The organism is Algoriphagus vanfongensis DSM 17529, from assembly GCF_000429465.1.
GTDB classification, from domain to species: Bacteria; Bacteroidota; Bacteroidia; order Cytophagales; family Cyclobacteriaceae; genus Algoriphagus; species Algoriphagus vanfongensis.
This window is the reverse complement of record NZ_AUBX01000010.1, coordinates 596,188-616,360: the sequence shown is the minus strand read 5'-3', so window position 1 is coordinate 616,360 and position 20,173 is coordinate 596,188. Positions and strand designations below refer to the sequence as shown.

Annotated in this window: 13 protein-coding genes; 6 read left to right on the top strand and 7 right to left on the bottom strand. The window is 43.5% G+C overall.

All coding sequences use genetic code 11. The features are described from left to right. Positions 1–90 precede the first annotated feature (90 nt). The 5 genes from G460_RS0107850 (at position 91) to G460_RS0107830 (ending at position 7,336) form a co-directional block, all read left to right on the top strand. Positions 91–3,549 (top strand): S8 family serine peptidase, encoded by a 3,459-nt coding sequence (locus G460_RS0107850; protein WP_026954834.1) that lies wholly within the window; start codon positions 91–93, stop codon positions 3,547–3,549. Further along, positions 3,549–4,247: a hypothetical protein gene (locus G460_RS0107845; RefSeq protein WP_157366889.1), complete on the top strand. Its 699-nt coding sequence runs from the start codon at positions 3,549–3,551 to the stop codon at positions 4,245–4,247. Before G460_RS0107850 ends, G460_RS0107845 begins: the two co-directional genes overlap by 1 nt. 123 nt (positions 4,248–4,370) lie before the next feature. Then, positions 4,371–4,790, top strand: a complete 420-nt coding sequence (locus G460_RS0107840) for a 6-pyruvoyl trahydropterin synthase family protein (RefSeq protein ID WP_026954832.1) — start codon at positions 4,371–4,373, stop codon at positions 4,788–4,790. A gap of 122 nt (positions 4,791–4,912) precedes the next feature. Next, complete coding sequence (lpxB, locus tag G460_RS0107835; RefSeq protein ID WP_026954831.1) at positions 4,913–6,031, top strand: lipid-A-disaccharide synthase; 1,119 nt, start codon at positions 4,913–4,915, stop codon at positions 6,029–6,031. 60 nt (positions 6,032–6,091) lie between these two features. Continuing rightward, on the top strand, positions 6,092–7,336 hold the full coding sequence (locus G460_RS0107830; RefSeq protein WP_026954830.1) for a serine hydrolase domain-containing protein: 1,245 nt from the start codon (positions 6,092–6,094) through the stop codon (positions 7,334–7,336). On the opposite strand, the gene G460_RS0107825 is transcribed toward G460_RS0107830, so the two are convergent. After that, a complete protein-coding gene (locus G460_RS0107825) occupies positions 7,337–9,106 on the bottom strand; it encodes a glycoside hydrolase family 9 protein (RefSeq protein WP_035464109.1) in 1,770 nt (589 codons plus the stop codon). Between the two features lie 146 nt (positions 9,107–9,252). On the opposite strand from G460_RS0107825, the gene G460_RS0107820 reads away from it, so the two are divergent. Further along, positions 9,253–9,936 carry a dioxygenase family protein gene (locus tag G460_RS0107820; protein WP_026954828.1) on the top strand — a complete coding sequence of 228 codons (684 nt, stop codon included), beginning with the start codon at positions 9,253–9,255 and terminating at the stop codon, positions 9,934–9,936. Here G460_RS0107820 and G460_RS0107815 read toward each other — a convergent pair. From G460_RS0107815 to G460_RS0107790, 6 genes are all read right to left on the bottom strand, one after another. Next, the gene (locus G460_RS0107815; protein ID WP_026954827.1) at positions 9,933–11,336 is read right to left on the bottom strand and encodes an MFS transporter; all 1,404 of its coding nucleotides are present in this window, start codon (positions 11,334–11,336) and stop codon (positions 9,933–9,935) included. The two genes, G460_RS0107820 and G460_RS0107815, sit on opposite strands and share 4 nt — an antisense overlap. A 186-nt stretch (positions 11,337–11,522) precedes the next feature. Beyond that, the gene (locus G460_RS0107810) at positions 11,523–13,052 is read right to left on the bottom strand and encodes a SulP family inorganic anion transporter (protein WP_026954826.1); all 1,530 of its coding nucleotides are present in this window, start codon (positions 13,050–13,052) and stop codon (positions 11,523–11,525) included. A gap of 122 nt (positions 13,053–13,174) precedes the next feature. After that, the gene (locus tag G460_RS0107805) at positions 13,175–14,113 is read right to left on the bottom strand and encodes an FAD-dependent oxidoreductase (protein ID WP_026954825.1); all 939 of its coding nucleotides are present in this window, start codon (positions 14,111–14,113) and stop codon (positions 13,175–13,177) included. A gap of 19 nt (positions 14,114–14,132) precedes the next feature. Beyond that, positions 14,133–17,273 (bottom strand): WD40/YVTN/BNR-like repeat-containing protein, encoded by a 3,141-nt coding sequence (locus tag G460_RS0107800; RefSeq protein ID WP_026954824.1) that lies wholly within the window; start codon positions 17,271–17,273, stop codon positions 14,133–14,135. Positions 17,274–17,379: 106 nt separating this feature from the next. After that, positions 17,380–18,744, bottom strand: coding sequence for a DUF6600 domain-containing protein (locus G460_RS21635; RefSeq protein ID WP_035464107.1), 1,365 nt, complete (start codon positions 18,742–18,744; stop codon positions 17,380–17,382). Between the two features lie 360 nt (positions 18,745–19,104). Continuing rightward, positions 19,105–20,106, bottom strand: a complete 1,002-nt coding sequence (locus G460_RS0107790) for a Gfo/Idh/MocA family protein (protein ID WP_026954823.1) — start codon at positions 20,104–20,106, stop codon at positions 19,105–19,107. Positions 20,107–20,173 lie beyond the last annotated feature (67 nt).

The window sequence follows — 20,173 nt, the reverse complement described above, 5'->3', positions numbered from 1 at the left end:
TTGAATACGAACTATCTATAAACTAAAAGAGGGCTATTGGCCCTCTTTTTTTTAAACTTTCTTTATTTTGTGTCTGTTTAAATTCTTGCTATGAGGAATATTTTACTGCTATTAATTGCCTGTGCTATCGGGACTTTGCCAGGATGGGCACAAAGCAATCCTGAAAATACCAAACGACTCCAAGAAGTTCGCGAAGAGCTGGAGGTGAGTTTTTCTCAGCGATTTTCTCAGCTTATGCTTCCTGCTGCCAATTTGAAACTTAAGGCACATGCTAGAAATATTCCGATGAAATTGAATTTGGCAGGAGGAGAGACAGCAGACTTGATGTATTTCGATGATTTTGACCTTCCGGTTTACTACAAGGTGATGAATGTCAATGCTGCCAAGACAACTGGTACAAATGCACTTCAACCCGGTGGAGACCTGGGGCTCGATCTCACAGGAAAAGGGATTGTGGCAGGAATCTATGATCAGACCCGGCCTAAGGCTGATCATGCAGAATACAATGGCAGGGTGACTCAGGTCGATGGTTCGACCGAGACTATTTCCAGTCATGCGACCCATGTGACTGGGACTATTCTCGCTAGTGGAGTTACGGCCAATGCAAAAGGAATGGCATCCGAAGCTACCGGATGGGCTTTCAATTGGGAAGCTGATTTGGATAAAATGAATAACAATGCTTTTGATCCAGTGTCCAAACCAGGAGGTCATCTGGTTTCTAATCATTCCTATGGCATTGTACTGGGATGGTATAGGAATTCCAGCAATGCCTGGGCTTGGGCTGGCAATTCTAGTGTAGATGAGGATGAAGATTATCGGTTTGGATTTTATACTACGAAAAGCAAAGGACTAGATGACCTGCTTTTTGCCAAGCCGTATTACACGGTAGTGTGGGCTGCAGGCAATGACAGAAGTGATAGTGGAGATGGTTCTAGGGATCCAGACGGACCAGACGATACGATAGGTCCAGAGGGAGTTGCCAAAAACGTAATCACTGTCGGCGCAGTATCCAACGTCGCTAATTACACAGGTCCTTCCGATGTGAAAATGAGTGATTTTTCAAGTTGGGGACCGACCGATGATGGTAGAGTCAAGCCGGATTTAGTGGGGATGGGGGTCAATGTTTATAGCTCTTCAGTCACCAATTCAGGCGCCACTGATTCTTACGCGAGTTTAAGTGGGACATCGATGGCATCCCCCAATGTGACGGGTTCTTTGCTATTACTCCAGCAGCTATTCCAGCAGAGAAATGCTGGTAGATATATGTGGTCTTCCACAGTCAAAGCTTTGGCTATCCATACTGCCAAAGAAGCAGGTACTGCTTTAGGTCCAGACTACGTGTTTGGATGGGGACTCTTGGATGCTAAAAAAGCTGCAGAGGTGATTTTGGATGAAAATGGAAATTCTACCATCATTCGAGAATTGAATCTGGCGAATGGAAGTGCAGAAGAAATTGAATTGCTTTCCGATGGAATCACACCACTTAGAGTGACCATTGCCTGGACTGATCCAAGTGGGAATCCTGTGGGAGCATCCTTGGACCCAGATGATCTGATGCTGGTCAATGACCTCGACTTGAGAATACTGGATGAACAAGGGAAAAGCTACTTTCCTTATTCTTTGGATCCGTCCAAAGGACCAAATGCTCAAGCCGTCCAAACACAAGACAACTTTAGAGATAATGTAGAGCAGGTCTATGTGCCTAGCCCTACCTCACAAAAATATACCATTCGAATCTCTCACAAGGGAGATTTGGTCAATAGCTCTCAAGATTTTTCCCTGATCGTCACTGCTGGCACCTTGGACGGAGCATCAGAGACACTCTACTGGATCGGAGGCAATGGAGGCGATTGGTCTGACCCTAGCAATTGGTCAGCCACCTCTGGAGGAGCATCAGCTGGGAAAATTCCAGGAGCTGATACTCGTGTAGTAGTGGATGAAGGCAAGGGAGGAAATCAGTCAATCAACCTGACTTCAGGTGCCTCGGCTTTTTCAGTTAATATTTTTGGGTCTCAAAATACTTCTCTAAACCTTTCAGGAAACTCCCTTCAAGTGAGCAATGGCTTCAGAGTAAGCAACCCAACCACTCAAATCTCGGGTGGTACTTTGGCATTTGAAAATTCCAGTGCCAATAGTCTATATGTTGAATTTGGGCAAACTGAATTTGATCAAGTCATCACCTCATTCAATACTGGCCAATGGGAATTGATTTCCGCGGATGAACTCGGAGATTTGGTGGTCCAGTCAGCTCAATTGAGTTTGAACCCCGTAGAGGTGTCAGCTCAGTCTTTGGAGATTGTGGGAAATGGTACTGTGGATGGTCAATTCCTTCAATTGAATCTTAAAAAGGAATTTGGACTCGGAAATCAATCATCGATCAAGGAAGGGATTAACCTCGTATTTGAAGGGAATACCGGCGAGTTTTCCAATTTGTCCAGTTCTACAATTGAGAACGTGACAGTTTCATCCGGTACCTTAGACATACTCAGTGGCGGACTTTCTGGCTTAGTGATAGAAAACGCAAGCCTTACATTGGGGGTAGCATCCTTGACGTTGGACGACTTGACCGTAGGACCTGATGCTGAGTTGGACCTGGGGGCTTCTGGAGATTTGGTGATTTTGGAAGGTATTGTAGCTACAGCTACTAGTGCTAGTCCAGCTCGTATCACAGCAGGAACCAAAGGAAGCCTGACTCATGATGTCTATGTGAAATATTGTTTTGATCATATCAGTATCAACAATGTGGACAAGGAAGGTGAATCAATCATCAATCTTGGATCTGGAGCCAGTGTGACCAATGCTACAGGTTGGTTGACTCAAGCCTGTGATGATGTTCTTTTTGCTAATTTCTCCACTACGTTCCCTTGCGCTGGGGCTGCGGTGACATTCGAAAACCTCAGTGAAGGAGCCGTAGCTGCCTATTCATGGGATTTTGATGGATTGGGTACTTCTACACTCGAAAACCCCATCTTTACCTTCGATAGTCCCGGTACTTATGAAGTTCAGTTGACAGTGTCCAACTCCAATGGCTCTACTTCGTATGCTCAAGAAGTAGTCATTGGGACTAATTCCTTGCAGCAACCGGTCATAGTAGTGAATGGATCTACCTTGACCTCCCAGCAGCCTGGAGATTCCTATCAATGGTACTTGAATGGAGCGGTGATACCGGGAGCGACTTCCAGATCCTATGTGGCAAATAATGATGGGATCTATCAGGTAGCAATCGTAGGTGAATCCTGCAATCGTGTCTCCGAGCCAGTCGTGATTTCGGCTATTCCTGATCAGGAAGTTGAGCTGGGTAGATTTGGCATCTTTGTCGGTCCGATTCCGTCCAAGGATCACATTAACGTCACAATCTTAAATGAATACGCTGGACCGATCGAATTGAGCATTATTGACCTTGCCGGAAGGACCTATCAGGTTCAAGAGCTTGGGAAAAATACCGATAAAATCGAAGTGCAAATGAATCTGCCAGGTCCCCAAGGACTCTATTTATTAAGAATCAAAACCAACAATTTAACCTTACACAAAAAAGTACTGAAATACTGATGAAGAAGATACTTTATATCCTATGTCTCTGCTGTAGCTCTATGGCTTATGGGCAGATATCAAATATGTCTATGAATGGAGTGCCTGCTCGGGTGACTCCCTATACCGATGTCGATGGTTCGCCATATCTCTTTCCAGATTGGGAAAAAGCTCAAATTGCAACTACCAATGGAGGAGTCAAAAGTGGCGTTTCTTATAAATTCAACATCCATGACAATGTCTTGGAAGTGATCAATGAGGCTGGAAATGCCATTTATTTAAACAAAGATTTCTTGGAATATGCGGTTTTGGAAAGACCAAGTGAACTGATGAACGATGGGAATGTGGGACGAATCCAAGATTTGCTTTTCAAGAAAGGCTTTGATGTGGTAGATGGTGTAGCAGAAAAAGACTTGGTCAATGTCTTGGCCGAAGGGGAAAACTATACGCTGATCCGTAAGTTTTATTCGGATTTAGTCACTCCTCCCAAAAACAGCTATTCACCTAGTCCAGGTCAGATGTTTGTCTTTGAGGAGAGCTTTTATTTGATCAGTTCTACCAATGAAGTCCAGAAAGTCAGAGCAAAAACCGGCAATATTATCAAAGCACTGAATCAATCCGATCAGGCTGAAGCCAAAAAAATAATCAAGGAAAATAAGCTTAATTTAAGCAGAGAAGATCATTTGGTTATATTCTTTGGCAAGCTCAATGAAGCTTGATAGGTTACGAATTCATAAAAAGCCCGGTATCACTATCGGGCTTTTTGCGTTTCAAGGGGATTAGACTTCCAGCAGTTTCCATAATCTTTTCTTTTGACTAACTTTGCAGCGAATTTCAAGAGGATGATTTACGTTTGTCGAAAAGAGCATTTCAATGCCGCCCATAAGCTTTGGAACCCCAACTGGTCCGATGAGAAAAACTTTGAGGTTTTTGGCCCTTGTGCCAATGTCAACTGGCATGGTCACAACTTTGAGTTGATCGTCACTGTCAAAGGAATGCCCGATCCGGAAACAGGTTTTGTGGTGGACCTGAAGCAGCTGAGTACTTTGATCAGAACTTTGGTGATCGATAAAGTGGATCATAAAAACCTGAACATGGACGTGGATTTCATGCAAGGCAAAATGGCCAGCTGCGAGATCTTGATCATGGAATTCTGGAAAATCCTTCAGCCTGCTGTTGAGAAAATCACTCCTCACGGAGGTCTTTACAAATTGACACTCTATGAGACTCCTAGGAATTTTGTGGAATATTTTGGGGATTGATTTGATATAAATTAAATCTTAGAGTTCTATTCTGTGAGTAGTAAGTTGTAAAATTGCTTGAAAATGAGTGGCACTACTTACCACTTACAGTTAACTACTTACATTTTTCTTATTTGAGCTTTGTGGTAAACAAGAACAAAAGCATCTACATCATCTCTGGCGAGCGATCTGGCGACTTGCACGCTTCTAATCTGGTTTTGGCCTTAAAAGAACAAAACCCCAATCTTGAATTGAGAGGGATGGGTGGTTCTTATTCTCAGGAGGCAGGTGTAGAGTTGGCGGTGGATTATGCGGAGGTTGCTTTGATGGGTTTTATAGAGGTGGTTTTCGGTTTTCGAAAGGTTCTAAAATATCTAAGCCTAGTCAAAAAAGACATACTCCATTGGAAGCCTGACGCCATAATCCTGGTTGATTACGGAGGATTCAATATGAAGATTGCTGCTTTTGCAAAAGAGAATGGAATTCCGGTTCATTATTACATCCCGCCAAAAGTTTGGGCCTGGAATCAAAAAAGGGCTTTGAAACTGAAAGCTTTTACGGATCAGATTTATAGCATTCTCCCATTCGAACCTACATTTTTTCAAAAGTTTGACATGAAAGTCAATTATGTTGGGAATCCCTTATTGGATGAAATCAAAAAGTTTAGCCCGCATCCCTTTTTCTTTCAAAAGAATGAATTGAGTTATGCTCCAATTATCGCCTTACTTCCTGGGAGTAGAAAGCAAGAATTGGAAGCGATGCTGGATAAAATGGTGGAATTGGTTCCCAAATTCCCTAATGCTCAGTTTGTGATTGCAGGAGTGGAAAGCTTGTCTTCTGAACTGTATGAACCAGCAAAAAAAGTGGGGATCAAAGTGGTTTTCAATCAAACCTATGACTTGCTTTCTCACGCTACCGCTGCTGTGGTGACTTCGGGAACAGCAACACTGGAGACGGCTCTTTTCAGAGTTCCTCAGGTGGTGGTTTACAAGACTTCCCCCATTTCCTACATGATTGCCAAGCGAGTCATCAAAGTGCCATTTATTTCTTTGGTCAATTTGATAGCGGAGCAGGAAGTAGTGAAGGAATTAATACAGGATGACTTTTCAGTGGCTAATCTGGAAAAGGAACTGATGCAGATTTTGGGAAATCAGATTTACAAAGGGCAAATGCTGCAAGGCTATGATCTAATCGCTGAAAAAATCGGTCAAAATTCAGCCTCGGAAACTGCAGCTTCTATGATTTTAGAGTCTTTGAAATAAGATGTTTAGGTTATTGAAGGGTAAAATTTTATTTTACTTTTCAAACCAAAACCTAAATCAATGAAGACCCGATTAACCTTTTTCTTTTTAGTACTTTTTTCAATTTCATCCTATTCACAGAATGTACCGGGAATTATCCCCGAAAGGGTGCAAAAACTGGATCAAATGCTGGATAAAGCTATTGCCGAGGGGGAAGTGCCAGGACTTGTGGCAATGGTGATGAAAGATGGAAAGCTTGTTTACCATAGCGCCAAAGGAATGGCCGATGTCGCCAATGGAAGAGCGATGAAAAAAGATGATATTTTTAGAATTGCCTCCCAAACTAAAGCGATCACCTCTACTGCCGTGATGATTTTATGGGAAGAGGGTAAATTCCGCCTGGATGATCCCATTTCCAAGTACATCCCAGAGTTTAAAAATCCTCAAGTTCTTGCTGGTTTTAGATATTCCGACACTACCTTTTATACCAAGCCGTCTTCCAAAGAAATCACAATTCGTCATCTGTTAACTCACACTTCAGGGTTGGGCTATGGGATGATCGATGGAGATGAACGAATGAGAATGATCTATCAAAAGGCTGGAATTACGGATCTATTTACTACGGAGAATATTTCGATTGAGGAGAGCGTGAAAAAGTTGGCCAAGCTGCCTTTGCATCATGAGCCAGGAAGTAAATATACCTACAGCGAAGGCTTGGATGTGTTGGGATATTTTATTGAAGTGGTTTCAGGCATGCCTTTCGATCAGTTTTTAAAGGAAAGAATCTTTGATCCGCTAGGGATGAATGATACCCGCTTTTACCTTTCTGATGCCCAAGCGCCGCGTTTGGTGACGGTTCAGACCTATCGAGATGGTAAATGGGGACCTTACCCGGTTACTTTTTACGACCCTGAATATCCAAGAAAAGGAGCAAAGCGTTTTTTCTCCGGAGGAGCAGGACTTTCCAGTACCACAGCAGATTACGCCAGGTTTCTTCAAATGTATCTGAATGGAGGGGAGTTAGAAGGTATGAGAATTCTAAGCCCTCAAACTATCCAGACCATGATGAAAAATCAAGTGGGTGATCTGATGAATGGTGATAAATACTACGGTTTGGCTTTCGGAGTTGTCACTGATCAGGGAGTTGCCACCGGAGGTTTGGGGAGCAAAGGAACCTTCGATTGGGGAGGTTACTTCAATACCCAATATTTTGCAGACCCTGAGCTCAATATGATTGGTTTGATTTTCAAGCAAACTTCAGGCTCTGGTAATGGAGATCAAACAGGCTGGAAATTCCGCCAAATGGTCTTTACACTCGTGGATTGATTATTTGCTAAAATACGTCATCATGATAATCGAGCCCGCTGTGCCATCCATGGTGGGCTCGTTTGTGCTATAGTCTCCCACTGCATCATGATAGACCACAAATGGATTTTGTCTTCCCGCATAATCATCAGGCCTTTCCAATGTCAACCCAATCAAGCCGGAGTGGATAGTTCTGAAAATAGGGCCATCTACTAATCCTCCAGGGATTTCCAATCCCAATAAAACGTAAGGAGCTGTATGGACATATACTGGAAAATCACCTTGCTCAGGAATGCCAGTAAACATGGATGTTCCCCAAGGGTTTTTGCCAAATAGCCAATCTCGTTGGGCTGTGAGGTAAGATTGATACTGCTTGTCTCCACTCATTCTTTCATAAAGGATCACCTGAGTAGCGAGGCTGGTCATCAGATTGTTGGAGCACCAAATAAATGGGATACCGACCTCAAAAGGACTGGTCTTGGATTTGGCCAGCGTGTAGTCAATGCCTTCCTGATAAAAACTTTCCAGAATCTTTTGAAATTCTGGTTCCACTACCTCATGAAGTGAGAAATGTCCCAAATTGATGAAAGGATAGAGCTGGTAATGGGATGCTGAGTCTTTGACTGTCCACGAGTCTTCAGTGGAACTAAGCAAAGCATATTCTTTTGCCTGATCACGATATGTCTTATCTCCTGTAGCTTTGAAAAGCTCAGCTCCAGCCCATTCCATATCATCATTCCAGGTTTCTTCATTGTATCGATATGGAGCTCCATAGGAATTCCCTTGCTGCACACCTTCATACTTTCTTCCCAATGCATAAAGACTTTTCGCCGCTTCGAGGCAACGTATGGAATAAGCCTTGTCCATATCTTGCCAGATTCTAGCTCCCAAAGCCAAAGCAGCAGCGGATCTGCCTGCAATATTGGCCATTCCATCGCTTTCACTTTGATATTGCATCAGGCCTTGTGGCTTCCCTGTGGCAAAATAGGCAGCTCGATAGGAGTTTTCTCCCCAGCCATAGTCAGAGTTGTCTTGATTGGGGATTTTAAAGCCTCTATGATCTCTATCATCAGCGATCTGATGGATGAGTTGATTCGGGGCAGGATGAAGCTTCAGGAGCCAGTCTAAACCCCATTTTGCCTCATCCAAAACGTCTGGAATCCCGTTTTCGCCATCTTGTCCCAATGCATTTACCTTATCCTCAAACTGATCTGGGAATAAAGTATAGGCCATCAACATATGTCCGGTGGCGTAGCTGCTGGTGATGAGATATTTCAATTGATCGCCTGCATCATGCCAACCCCCTGAAGCATCCACATAGGTACTATCAGGCATCGGGCCAAAGAAGCTTCTGCCATCTTTTTCATGACATACCATGTCTAGCACAGGATTGTATCCGCATCGCTGCTGCCGCATAAAGTGAAGTAGGTCTTCCTGATAACCTTGGTATACATTTGCGCCTATCTTAAATATGGGAGAAGCGGTCTCGCTAGCAGAATGCCAAAGGAAATAATCTCCTTCTTTTTCTACTTCAGAAAAGTCAATTTCATAGTACTTAAAGTCTCCCCAGACCCCAGAACTTAGGGATTTGGGCTTGATTTTAATGATGGATGCTGAGTCTGGATATTGAATCAGGTGGACATTATTTTTGATTTTTTCAGGAGAAAAGACAATAGCCTTTTTGGAATCTGAAGGTAAAAAACCGATCTGATTGACAGAAAAATAGACTTGTTGGGAATAGGTCTGAAATCCCAGCAAAAAACCTGTAAGAAAGAAAAGGAACTGTTTCATTGTAGAAAAATACTCAAATCCTGTAGGAAATAGAATTTCAAGACTCCTTCCTTTTTTCAGCTAGTAGATGAGGATTTATTTATTGCTTGAAAAAGGGTTTAAGCAATTGAAATTCAGTAATTTTTATCATCTAAACCCAAAAGAAGATGAAAAAGAGAGATTTTATCAGGAAGACACTGGCTGGATTTGGAGGCATTGTCGCTTTGCCGATTGCTGGATGTGAAACCAAAGGGAATCAGCTAAACGGGATGAATGAAGAGTGTGAAATCTCTCCAAGGGAAACTCGTGGCCCTTTTCCCATCAAAACTCCTGCGGAACTGATGCGGGCAAATATTATCGGAGATCGGAAAGGGATCGCACTAGTAATCAACCTGAAAATTCAAAGTCAATCGCATTCCTGTGAAGGTTTAGCAGGTGTACAAGTAGATGTATGGCACTGCGATGCGGAAGGGTTTTATTCTGAATATGGCGGAAATCGTCTTCAGGAAAAAGATCTGACGAATGAGCATTTTTTGAGGGGAAGACAGACTACCAATGAGAAAGGTGAGGTTTCTTTTATCAGCATTTTTCCAGGTTGGTATCCGGGAAGGGCTCCGCACATTCATTTGGATGTAGTGAAGGATGGGGAGATTATTTTGACTACTCAGATTGCCTTTCCTGAAGAGGTCACTTCGGAAGTTTATGCAAGTACTGGATATAAAGGGAAAGAGGATACGCCCAATGAAAGGGATGGGATTTTCAGGGGGAGTCTGGCGGGAAATATGGCTGATTCGGTCCAAGGAAACCTTCAAGATGGTTTTACCCTGACGAAAACAATTACGGTAGCTTAGGATTCCTTAGTTTGTAAATTTTCTCCATCATGAAAATGCAATCTCCGGAAGACCAGACCTGACAGAATAGTCAATCCGCCAATGATCAGAAATGTAAATCGAAAGGCGTTGTGGATTTCGTCATGAATCAATTTAGTATCTCCCTCAAAGAACTTCAGCACAATCAGGCCAAATGCAATACCAAATCCGATAGCCAGTTGTTGATTGACTGAGAGAAGGGAATTGCCGCTGGAAGTATGATAAGATCTCAAATCGGCAATCGAAATAGAGTTCATAGATGTGAACTGAATGGAATTGAAAAAACCAAGCAAAGCAATGATCGGAACGTACCAGTAGATGGAACTGTGAATGGATGGAAAAGCCAGAAAGCAAATCAATAGCCCAATAATGAATGTATTGGCCATCAGGGTATTTCTATACCCAAATTGATTTAGAATTCGGATCACCACCGACTTGCCAAACATCGCCGTCAGAGCCATGGGAGCGACTATCCATCCGGAGATTACCGCCGATTGCCCAAAGGCAATCTGAATCATCAAGGGCAATAGAAGCGGGACTGAACTGATGCCCAGTCGCGTGGCTAAGTTGCCCAGAATACCCACTCTGAAAGTCCTTACTTGAAAGAGGTTCAAAGGGAAAATGGGATTCTCCTCTTTTTTGGCATGTCGATAGTAGAAATACAACATCAAAAAGCCCAAAAGTAAAGCCATCAAAATAGGGGTGATTTGGATGGAGTTTCCCAATAGTTCCAGAGAAATTGAGAGTAAAAAAGAGGCTGCTCCGAAGATCAAAAAGCCTTTGAGATCAAAGCTCAGGATCTTAGAAGTGTAATCCGGCATAAACTTCAGACTCAATGCGATGCCGATAAATGCAATCGGTAGATTGATCAGAAAAATCCAATGCCAGGAAAGATAGTCAACCATATATCCTCCCACCAGAGGTCCCAATACCGGCCCGATTAGCGCCGGTACAATGGCATAGTTCATCGCTTTGACTACTTCATTTTTGGGATAGGTTTTGATCAAAGTCAACCTACCGACAGGTGTCATCAGGGATCCGCCCAATCCTTGTATGATTCGGGAGGCTACCAGGTGGTTGAGATTTTGGGAGAGAGAGCAAAACAAAGATCCCAGTGCAAAAAGTACCAGCGCAAGAATAAATACTTTTTTGGTACCAAACTTATCCGCTAAAAAACCGCTGACAGGCATAAAAAGGGCCAAGGTCAGGACATAACTGACGATGGCATTTTGCATGTTCAGAGGAGATTCCTTGAGGTCATTGGCTATGGCAGGAAGGGAGGTGTTCAAGATCGTCGAATCCAGCATTTGCATAAAAATCGCCGTAGCCAAAATCAGGGGAAGGACTTTCTTTACTTGTGGACTCGCTTCAGTTGTACTCATAGATCCCTTTCTGATTGGTTTAGGAATATACCGTTATTCGTCTTATTCCTCATTCGATTTGATTGTAAAACCAAGCTAAAGGTGGCCCAGTTCCTGATGGAGAATAATACCTCATGGATAAAATAAAAGGCGCATTGATAAAATTCATTGCGCCTTCTGTAATTGTTGACTCTCGTCTGTGGACTATTAAATTTTGTCCACAGCCAATTTATAGGTCGGGTCTTCCATCACATTGACATCGATGATGGAGTCTGCTTTTGCTATCAGTTTTCGGCAGTCAGGACTCAGGTGTTTGAGATGGACTTTCTTACCGACTTTGAGATAGCGCTCTGTAATCTTATTCAAAGCTTCGATCGCTGACATATCGACTACTCGGCTTTCTGCAAAATCAATCACTACTTCATTTGGATCATTGAGAACATCGAATTTCTCATTGAAAGCTGTGATCGATCCGAAAAAAAGCGGTCCAAACATTTCATAATGCTTGACGCCATTCTTGTCCACATATTTTCTGGCTCGGATTCTTTTCGCATTGTCCCAAGCAAAGAAAAGTGCCGCCAATACGACTCCGATCAGCACAGCCAAAGCCAAATTGTGCAAGACTGCTGTGACAAGGGTGACCAAAACCATGAGGAATACATCTGATTTAGGCATTTTGGTAAAAGTCTTTAAGCTGGCCCATTCGAATGTCCCGATAGAAACCATGATCATCAAACCTGTCAATGCCGCCATTGGAACTTGCTCAATTAGGCTGGATCCAAACATGATGAAGACCAAAAGCATGACAGAAGCGACGATTCCAGAAAGTCGTGCTCTAGCTCCAGAAGAAATATTGATCAAACTCTGACCGATCATTGCACATCCTCCCATGCCTGAGAAAAGCCCTGAAAGGATGTTTGCCGTTCCCTGCGCTACTGCTTCTTTATTGCCTCTTCCTCTTGTTTCGGTGATTTCATCGACAATATTCAATGTCAATAAACTCTCGATCAAACCAACTCCCGCCACCACTGCCGCATATGGGAAAATGATCTGAAGTGTTTCAAATGTAAAAGGAACCGCAGGAATATGGAAAGGAGGGAAGCCGCCTTTAATAGAAGCTAAATCTCCAACGGTTTTCGTGTCTATTCCTAAAAATGTAACTAAGCCAAAAACTGTCAAAATCGCTGTCAATGAAGCAGGGATGACTTTGGTGATTTTTGGAAGTCCCCAGATAATCAGCATGGTCAATCCAACGAGAGCTAAAAGGATATAGAGGGTTTGACCTGTCAGCCAATTCCCATCCGCACTTTTGAATTGATCCAATTGAGACATGAAAATGATAATCGCCAATCCATTCACGAAGCCGAAAATCACAGGCTGAGGAACCAGCCTGATTAATTTCCCCATTCTCAAAGTGCCAGCGGCTACCTGAAGCAATCCTGCTACGATCACTGTCGCAAAAATATACTCCACGCCATGAGATGCTGCCAAAGTCACCAAGACGACTGCCACAGCTCCTGTCGCACCTGAAATCATACCCGGTCTGCCTCCAAATATGGAAGTAACCAATCCCATCATAAAAGCTGCATACAAGCCTGTAAGCGGAGATAGCCCTGCAATAAATGCAAAAGCAACCGCCTCTGGAATCAAGGCCATGGCGACAGTCAGTCCTGAAAGGATTTCAGTTTTGTAATCGACTTTCTGTGAAAAATCGAATAAGTTCAGATATTTTTTCATGGGGTAAGATTGATAGGCAGAGGATTAGAGTCACATGTATTGCTTTGAAGGCATTCTTTCAAAACGAACCGCAAAAGTAATAAAAATGCGGGAAACAGAATTTTATTCTGTCCTCAACTCAATTATTGTTTTTTGTTTTTAAAGAGGGGAGGGAGATCTTCCACACATCCCCAACAAACCGTAAAACCTGCGCCTCCATGCCCATAGTTGTGAAAAATGTTTGGGAATTCATGGTCAAACTCAAAGCGAACAGCACTTCTTTTTGGTCGGAGCCCGACAATCACTTCCAGGATTTTGGGTGCTGATTTGATTCCGAAATTGGTAAGTCGGCCCAAAATTCTTTGCGTGTCTTCCGGGTCTTCATTCTCATTCCAGTCATTTTCGTAGTCCGTACCACCGATCACCGAATCACCATTTCGATTGATAATGTAAGAAAGAGCACCTCTCTTTGTTGGATCGGCAAAAGAAGGAAAATCCATCTTATCACACCTTAAAATCTGTCCTCGCATAGGTCTCAGGTCTTCATCTTGGCAAAGATTTTTTGCTCCCAAACCGGTACAATTGACCACCCAGTCGTCCAGAAAGCTCATTTCGTGTAAGTTGGCTATACTTTTTTGAGAAAAGGAGCCACCATTAGTGATGAATTTTTCAAAGAGAAATGGAAGATAAAGCAAGGGTTCAGCTAAGGGGACTTCTGCGATATAACCCAATTCCATCCCAATGGGAAGTTCATGAGAAAGCGCTTTTCTGACTTTTCCTGCTGGTAATTGTTTGACCCAATCATCATTGCTTTCCGAATTGGATGCATTGAGAAATGGGAGAAAGGAAATCCCAGGAGCGGAAATTTCCTTCAAATATCGCTGATAGGTCTGACCAGCCCAGCGATCGGTTTTTTCTCTGGGTTCGATCTGAAATGGGAACCAAACTGCTCCGACTTTACTGGAAAGAGTCAAATCGTACTTTTCCTTGGCTACAAGTTTTACCTTCATCCCAGCTTCCTGAAGCGCTATGGCAGAAGTCAAGCCGATGATTCCTGAGCCGACTACGGTGATCGAATTCATTTTATTCCAAACAAGAAACTCAGTTTTTCACAAACAAGATCCCTAAACCAGCTTCCTGAGCCATTTTTTCAAAAGCTGGAATTTCCTCGTTTAGAAGATTCTCTCCTTCTTCTTTCAATTGTTCCCAGTCTTTCATCAGCTCTTCATGGCGTTTTATTGTGCCCTCACTCACTTTTGGAATAGAGCTGTCGGAATGATTGAGCATAAAGAGGAAGTTGGCAGTAAACTTATTTTCGAAGTTTTCCACGTCATCGTAGGCAGTGGATTTTCTTTGAACCATCTTTTCATCCCATTCCTTCAGCATGGATTCTAGCTTTTTGCCATTGGCAATCAAAGCCTCGAAACCCTCTTTTTCTTCAAGGGATTTCAAAAGTTCCTGCAATTTGTCTTGTTGCGCTTTGGCTTGATTGACCATGTCGTGCATGATTTTCACTTCCTTTTCGCCGGCAGACATAAACTGATCATAGGCTAGGTAGTTAGCATCAGTAAGACCGTAACTAGGCAAATCCACGATTTCTGCTTCTGTTTTTAGCTCTTTTTCTCCAGCTTTTAAAGTCAGTTGGTAAGTGCCAGGGATAGCTTTATGGCCTCGATAATTGGATTCGATATAGACTCCCGGAATTCCCGGCATAGTCCTGTGTCTCAAATCCCAAACAAAGCGATTGAGTCCAGGGTCTGTGCCCAAATTTGGCTCGGAAGGAGGTCCGCCAGCCCAAGGGGAAAAGTTAGGATCCTTTTTCGAAGAGATTCTTTGGATCAATTCCCCTTTCGCATTTGTGACTTCCAATGTCAGCTCAGTTGAATCGCTAAAGTCATCTGGGAGATTGTAATAAATCACCATCCCATTTGCAGGATTGATTCCCTCCAAAGGCGAAGTACCTTTGAAACCTTTCAAATTGCCATTCATGGCACTGTACCAGTTGCCTAGTAATGTCGGGTCTGGAGAAAATAGCTCCAAGCCATTTTCATTTCCATGCAATTCTCTCACCACATTCAAGTCATCCAAAATCCAAAAGGACCTTCCGGAAGTGGCCACAATCAGATCATTGTGGGCAATTTTCAAATCGGTAATTGGTGTAATCGGCAGGTTTAACTGAAAGTGATTCCAGGAATTTCCTCCGTCTTTGGAAATATAAATTCCCAACTCTGTGCCTGCGAAAAGCAAGTTTTCGTCTTCGGTATCCTCTCTCACTACTCTTGTAAAAGCGCCATAAGGAATTCCCGAGCTGATGTTTTTCCAGGACTTCCCATAATCCGTTGATTTGAAAATGGCAGGAGTGTAGTCATTGAATTTGTATCTGGTGGTGGCGATGTAAACGGTTCCCGGGTTTTGAGGGGAAACTTCAATAGCATTGACCAGACATTCTTCTAAACCTTTGGGAGTGATATTTTCCCAGTTTTCACCACCATCCTTGGTCAGATAAACCAAGCCATCGTCACTTCCGGTATAGATGACGCCTTTTTCATGTGGGGATTCGATCACATAGGCGAGCGTTCCATAATTTTCCGCCCCAACAGCTTCATTTGTATAAGGAGCGCCACCTTTTCCTTGCTTTTCTTTTTCATTTCTAGTCAAATCAGGTGAAACCACCTCCCAGCTTTGTCCCATGTCTGAAGTTTTGAGCAGGTATTGGGCGCCGTGATAATAAGTGTTCGGTTCATGCTGGGACCAAATGATTGGAGCATTCCAATTGTAGCGGTATTTCATGTCCTTGGTTTCTCTTCCCAAGTACTGAATCGGCTCGATCATGATATTGGTGGAGGCCTGAGTTTCCATGTCCAACACCTCGATTGTCCCTAAATAGCTTCCTCCAAGTACATATCTTGGATTGTCTGGATCAAAGGCTAAAAATGCAGATTCCCCACCGGCAGAGTAATTCCAGTTTTCCTGAGAAATACTTCCTCTTCCCAAAGCCATAGAGCTGATAACTAGGGAGGTATTGTCTTGCTGGCCTCCATAGATTCTGTAAGGAAACTGATTGTCGGTATTAATTCGGTAAATCTGAGCCGTTGGCATGTTGTTTTGAGTGGACCAAGTTTTTCCGCCGTTAAAGGTGATGGATCCACCGCCATCATCTGCCAAAATCATGTTTTTGGAATTGTGTGGATTGATCCAAAGGTCATGGTAGTCTCCATGCGCGGCATCCATAGTTTCAAAAGTTTTCCCGCCATCATACGACATCAACATTGGTGCACTTTGGACATAGACCGTATTTTCATCATTCGGATCCGCAAAAACTTCAATGTAATACCAGGCTCTTTGTGTGAGTCGATTGTCTTTATTGACCCAATTCCAGCTTTCTCCCGCATCGTCCGAAACGAATAAACCTCCCAGGTCCTTTTCAGTATCACTTTCTACCAAAGCATAGACTTTATTTGGATTAGCTCGGCTGACGGAGATAGCCATTTTTCCCAATTCATCAGGAAGTCCATTTTCGATCTTTTTCCAGGTTTTGCCTGCATCTGTGGACTTGTACATGCCTGATCCCGGGCCGCCTGAAATCACCTGCCAAGGCATTCTTTGATGTTCCCACATGGCGGCATAGAGCACTTCCGGAGTATGCATGTCCATGGAAAGTTCTACTGCCCCTGTTTTCTCGTCTACAAAAAGGATCTTCTCCCATGTTTCTCCGCCATTGATGGATTTGAAAACGCCTCTTTCTGGATTAGGTGCATGCAGAGCGCCCTGAGCTGCTACATAGACAATGTCCGGATTGCTGGGGTGAATTTGGATGCGAGAAATATGCTGTGTTTTCTCCAAACCGAGTTTTTTCCAGGTTTTTCCTGCATCTGTGGATTTGTAAACACCATCTCCATAAGAAGTCATAACCCCACGGGGAGCATGTTCTCCCATTCCCACATAGACGATGTTGGGGTTGCTTTCAGAGACGGCCACCGCTCCAATAGAACCCGTTTCAAAGAATCCGTCAGAGATATTTTCCCAATACTGGCCAGCATCCGAAGTTTTCCAAAGACCTCCACCAGTGGTGCCAAAGTAATAAGTTAGAGGATCGCCGATTACGCCTGTTGCGGTCACGGACCTCCCGCCTCGATAGGGGCCGATATTTCGGAATTTGATAGGAGTGCTTTCGGAGAAAATTCCTTGTGCAAAAAGTCCTGCACTCCATAATAGGAGGATGAGGGTAAATTTGATTTTCATGCTGGGTTTGGTGGTTTTTGGTAGCTAAAAGATAAAAAGAACCTTTCCAAAACCCATAAAAAAAGTACGACCCAAGGGATCGTACTTTAGCTTGTTTGCTGTTTGGTTAATTATTTCTTGTATTTCCTCTCGATGATGAGCTGCTTCTGGAAGAGCTGGAGGAGGTTCTGCTTGAAGTGCTGCTACTTCGAGACTTACTACTTGAAGATTTTTTTACCTCACTTGATCTTGCAGGTGTTGACTTAGCAGGACTGGTGGATCTTTGCACCTGAGGACTTGGCTTGGAAGATGATCTGCTCGGTGCAGATGACCTTTTGACTTCCTGAGTTCTGCTCGGCGCACTTTGACGATTCACTTCTTTTTGAGGAGAGGGCTGTGTTCGGACTGCTTCTCTACTTCTGTTGCTTTGAGTAGCAGGACTCGTACTTCTACTTTGTCTTGCTGGAGCGGCTGTTCTGCTCTTCTCTTGCGTGTAAGGCTTTGTCTCAAATCCACTGTTTTGGCCTCTGGATGTACCGGATGTGCCAGTCACAGATCTGCTGGACCTAGACTCTGGGGCGCTCGTTCTAGAGGTTCCTTGAGAGTTTCTGGTAGCAGGCTGCGCAGATCTCGAGTTGGAGTTCGCAGAGCTGTTACGGGATGGAGTAGCACTTTGAACAGTCCTATTGCTTCTAGCCTGATCCGGAGTAACTACTCGGGAAGGTCTGGCTTCCACAGTTCTACCTCTAGTTGAAGTCTGCAAGTCTGGTCGGTAGATATTGACAGAGTTTCGGGATACCTCAGCTCTTCCCGGCTTAGAGGATTGATTTACACTGTAAACTGGTACCACTCGTCTGGTAGATTGTTCGATTTCTCTACGGTTTGGTCCCGAGATGTAGGTGTTGTTGTTATACACCACGGTGTTGTTGATGATTTTAGTTTTATTGATGATTTTGACCTTGTTGTAGGAAGGCGCATAGTAGCGGTGAGAATATCTGTCATAGAACCTCTGTGATGGCAAGAATACCCAGTGAAAACTCGGAATATTGACTCGAACGCTTACAGAGACCACCGGTCCCATCGGCGCCCATCCGTAGTAGCCGCCACCTGTTCTCCAGCTGACCCATGCTGGTCCCCAGTCGTAGCCAGGGATCCAAGCCCAACTTTGATAAAACTCATCAAAGTACCATCTACCATAGTGAAAAGGCGCCCAACCCCAATCATAATAGGAAACCCAGGTGTTCCCGTATTCGGTCATGACCCAATGACCATTGGAGCGATAGGGATGAAACTCTCCATTGACGGCAGGTAGCCAGATATAGCCATGCTGTGCGTCCTTGACCCAGTCTCCATAAGGCATCAATTCGTCATAGAAAACCTGGAATGAAACTCCGGCATAGTCATCAGCTTTGGCTTGGATGGACGTACTATTCATCAGGAATAATCCCAAGATCATTCCCAGTAGCCAAGATGTTGGTTTGTGTGTTTTCATGGTGTGTTAGTTTAGGTAAGACGTTGGTTTGGGTTGGTAGCTCTTGTAGTAGAGATGCAGACTTTTATCAAAAGGATGCATGCATACTAAAACGAAAATCGAGCCAATTTTTCAATCTTTATCGAAAACAAGCTTCGTTTAAAATCTTGTATCGTAAAAAAATTAAATAAGGTTAGATGTGTTTGTTTTTAATTATTAAAAAAAAGAAATTCTGTTTCTGATCTTTGATAAAAAAATATATTAATGAAAATAAGGCTAGCATAAAACCTTGGAGAAGTCAAAACTCCTTTTTCAAAAAACTAAACGCAAAAAGCCGATTTCAAGATGAATCGGCTTTCTTAAGTTTTTCTTAATTTTTTTTCAAATTCTCGATTGGGTGAGTTTATCCATCGCACAATTGGTATGGGAAGCACTCAGTCCAGTGCTAGGACATACACCTTTGTCAAGGAGTTCATCCACGATAGACTGAATCAGGGGATGCTGGATATGTTTGGGCAAATCAAATGAAAAAAGCTGTGGTGATTCACCATCTTTGATGAGTGTAAATTCACCTTTTGCAAACGTCGCAAATCGGATTTGTCCTAGACTACCTTCAATGACTATCTCATCTTTTTCGGCTGATTTTGAGCTAGTAAAACACCAGTTCCCCGTTCCGATCACTCCATTTTCAAACACAAAGCTACCTGCGACCAAATCTTCTGCTTCATAAATTCCTCCTTGATTGGTACAGAATCCAGTGGCTTCGGTGATTTTCCCAAAATAAAAAGCCAATAAGTCCAGCTGATGGGAAGCCAAGTCAAAAAAGTATCCACCTCCGGCTATCTCCGGGTTTACTCTCCAGTTGTGGTCAAGTGAAGCGATGACTTCTGGTACCTGCACTTGCTTGAGGTTGATCTGTACAGTTCGGATTTTCCCGATTTCTCCCGCATCGATGAGTTGTTTGATTTTGACAAAGTGGGGCAATGCTCTGCGGTAATAGGCTACAAAAAGCGGAACTCCTCCCTCGTCACAAGCGGCAATCATTCGTTCGCATTCCGCATACGTTCTCGCCATAGGTTTTTCCACATAGACCGGTTTGCCTGCAGCCGCAGCCATTTTGCAGAGTTCTTCATGGGCATTGGGAGGGGTAGCGATGTAGATGGCATTTACATCGGGGTCTGCTATAAGTTCGGCTGCATCGGTGTACCATTTGGAGATGCCATGTCGCTCGGCGTAGTCTTTTACTTTCTCCTCCGATCTTCGCATGACAGCGACGATTTTACTATTGGGGATCAGGTTCATGGCCGGGGCAGACTTGACTTCGCAGACATTGCCTACTCCTAGGATACCCCAGCGAACTTCTGTGTCTAAAAATTTTTTCATGCTGAAAAATCACTCATTTTACCCAAAAAAGAAAGGAGAATGACGAGGGAATTCCGTGAGATTTATT

Coding starts and splice junctions, on each gene's coding strand:
- G460_RS0107805 (WP_026954825.1), bottom strand. CDS start 14,113: ATGAATTCGATCACCGTAGTCGGCTCAGGAATCATCGGCTTGACTTCT.
- G460_RS0107815 (WP_026954827.1), bottom strand. CDS start 11,336: ATGAGTACAACTGAAGCGAGTCCACAAGTAAAGAAAGTCCTTCCCCTG.
- G460_RS0107845 (WP_157366889.1), top strand. CDS start 3,549: ATGAAGAAGATACTTTATATCCTATGTCTCTGCTGTAGCTCTATGGCT.
- G460_RS0107825 (WP_035464109.1), bottom strand. CDS start 9,106: ATGAAACAGTTCCTTTTCTTTCTTACAGGTTTTTTGCTGGGATTTCAG.
- G460_RS0107800 (WP_026954824.1), bottom strand. CDS start 17,273: ATGAAAATCAAATTTACCCTCATCCTCCTATTATGGAGTGCAGGACTT.
- G460_RS0107810 (WP_026954826.1), bottom strand. CDS start 13,052: ATGAAAAAATATCTGAACTTATTCGATTTTTCACAGAAAGTCGATTAC.
- G460_RS0107840 (WP_026954832.1), top strand. CDS start 4,371: ATGATTTACGTTTGTCGAAAAGAGCATTTCAATGCCGCCCATAAGCTT.
- G460_RS21635 (WP_035464107.1), bottom strand. CDS start 18,744: ATGAAAACACACAAACCAACATCTTGGCTACTGGGAATGATCTTGGGA.
- G460_RS0107830 (WP_026954830.1), top strand. CDS start 6,092: ATGAAGACCCGATTAACCTTTTTCTTTTTAGTACTTTTTTCAATTTCA.
- G460_RS0107790 (WP_026954823.1), bottom strand. CDS start 20,106: ATGAAAAAATTTTTAGACACAGAAGTTCGCTGGGGTATCCTAGGAGTA.
- G460_RS0107820 (WP_026954828.1), top strand. CDS start 9,253: ATGAAAAAGAGAGATTTTATCAGGAAGACACTGGCTGGATTTGGAGGC.
- G460_RS0107850 (WP_026954834.1), top strand. CDS start 91: ATGAGGAATATTTTACTGCTATTAATTGCCTGTGCTATCGGGACTTTG.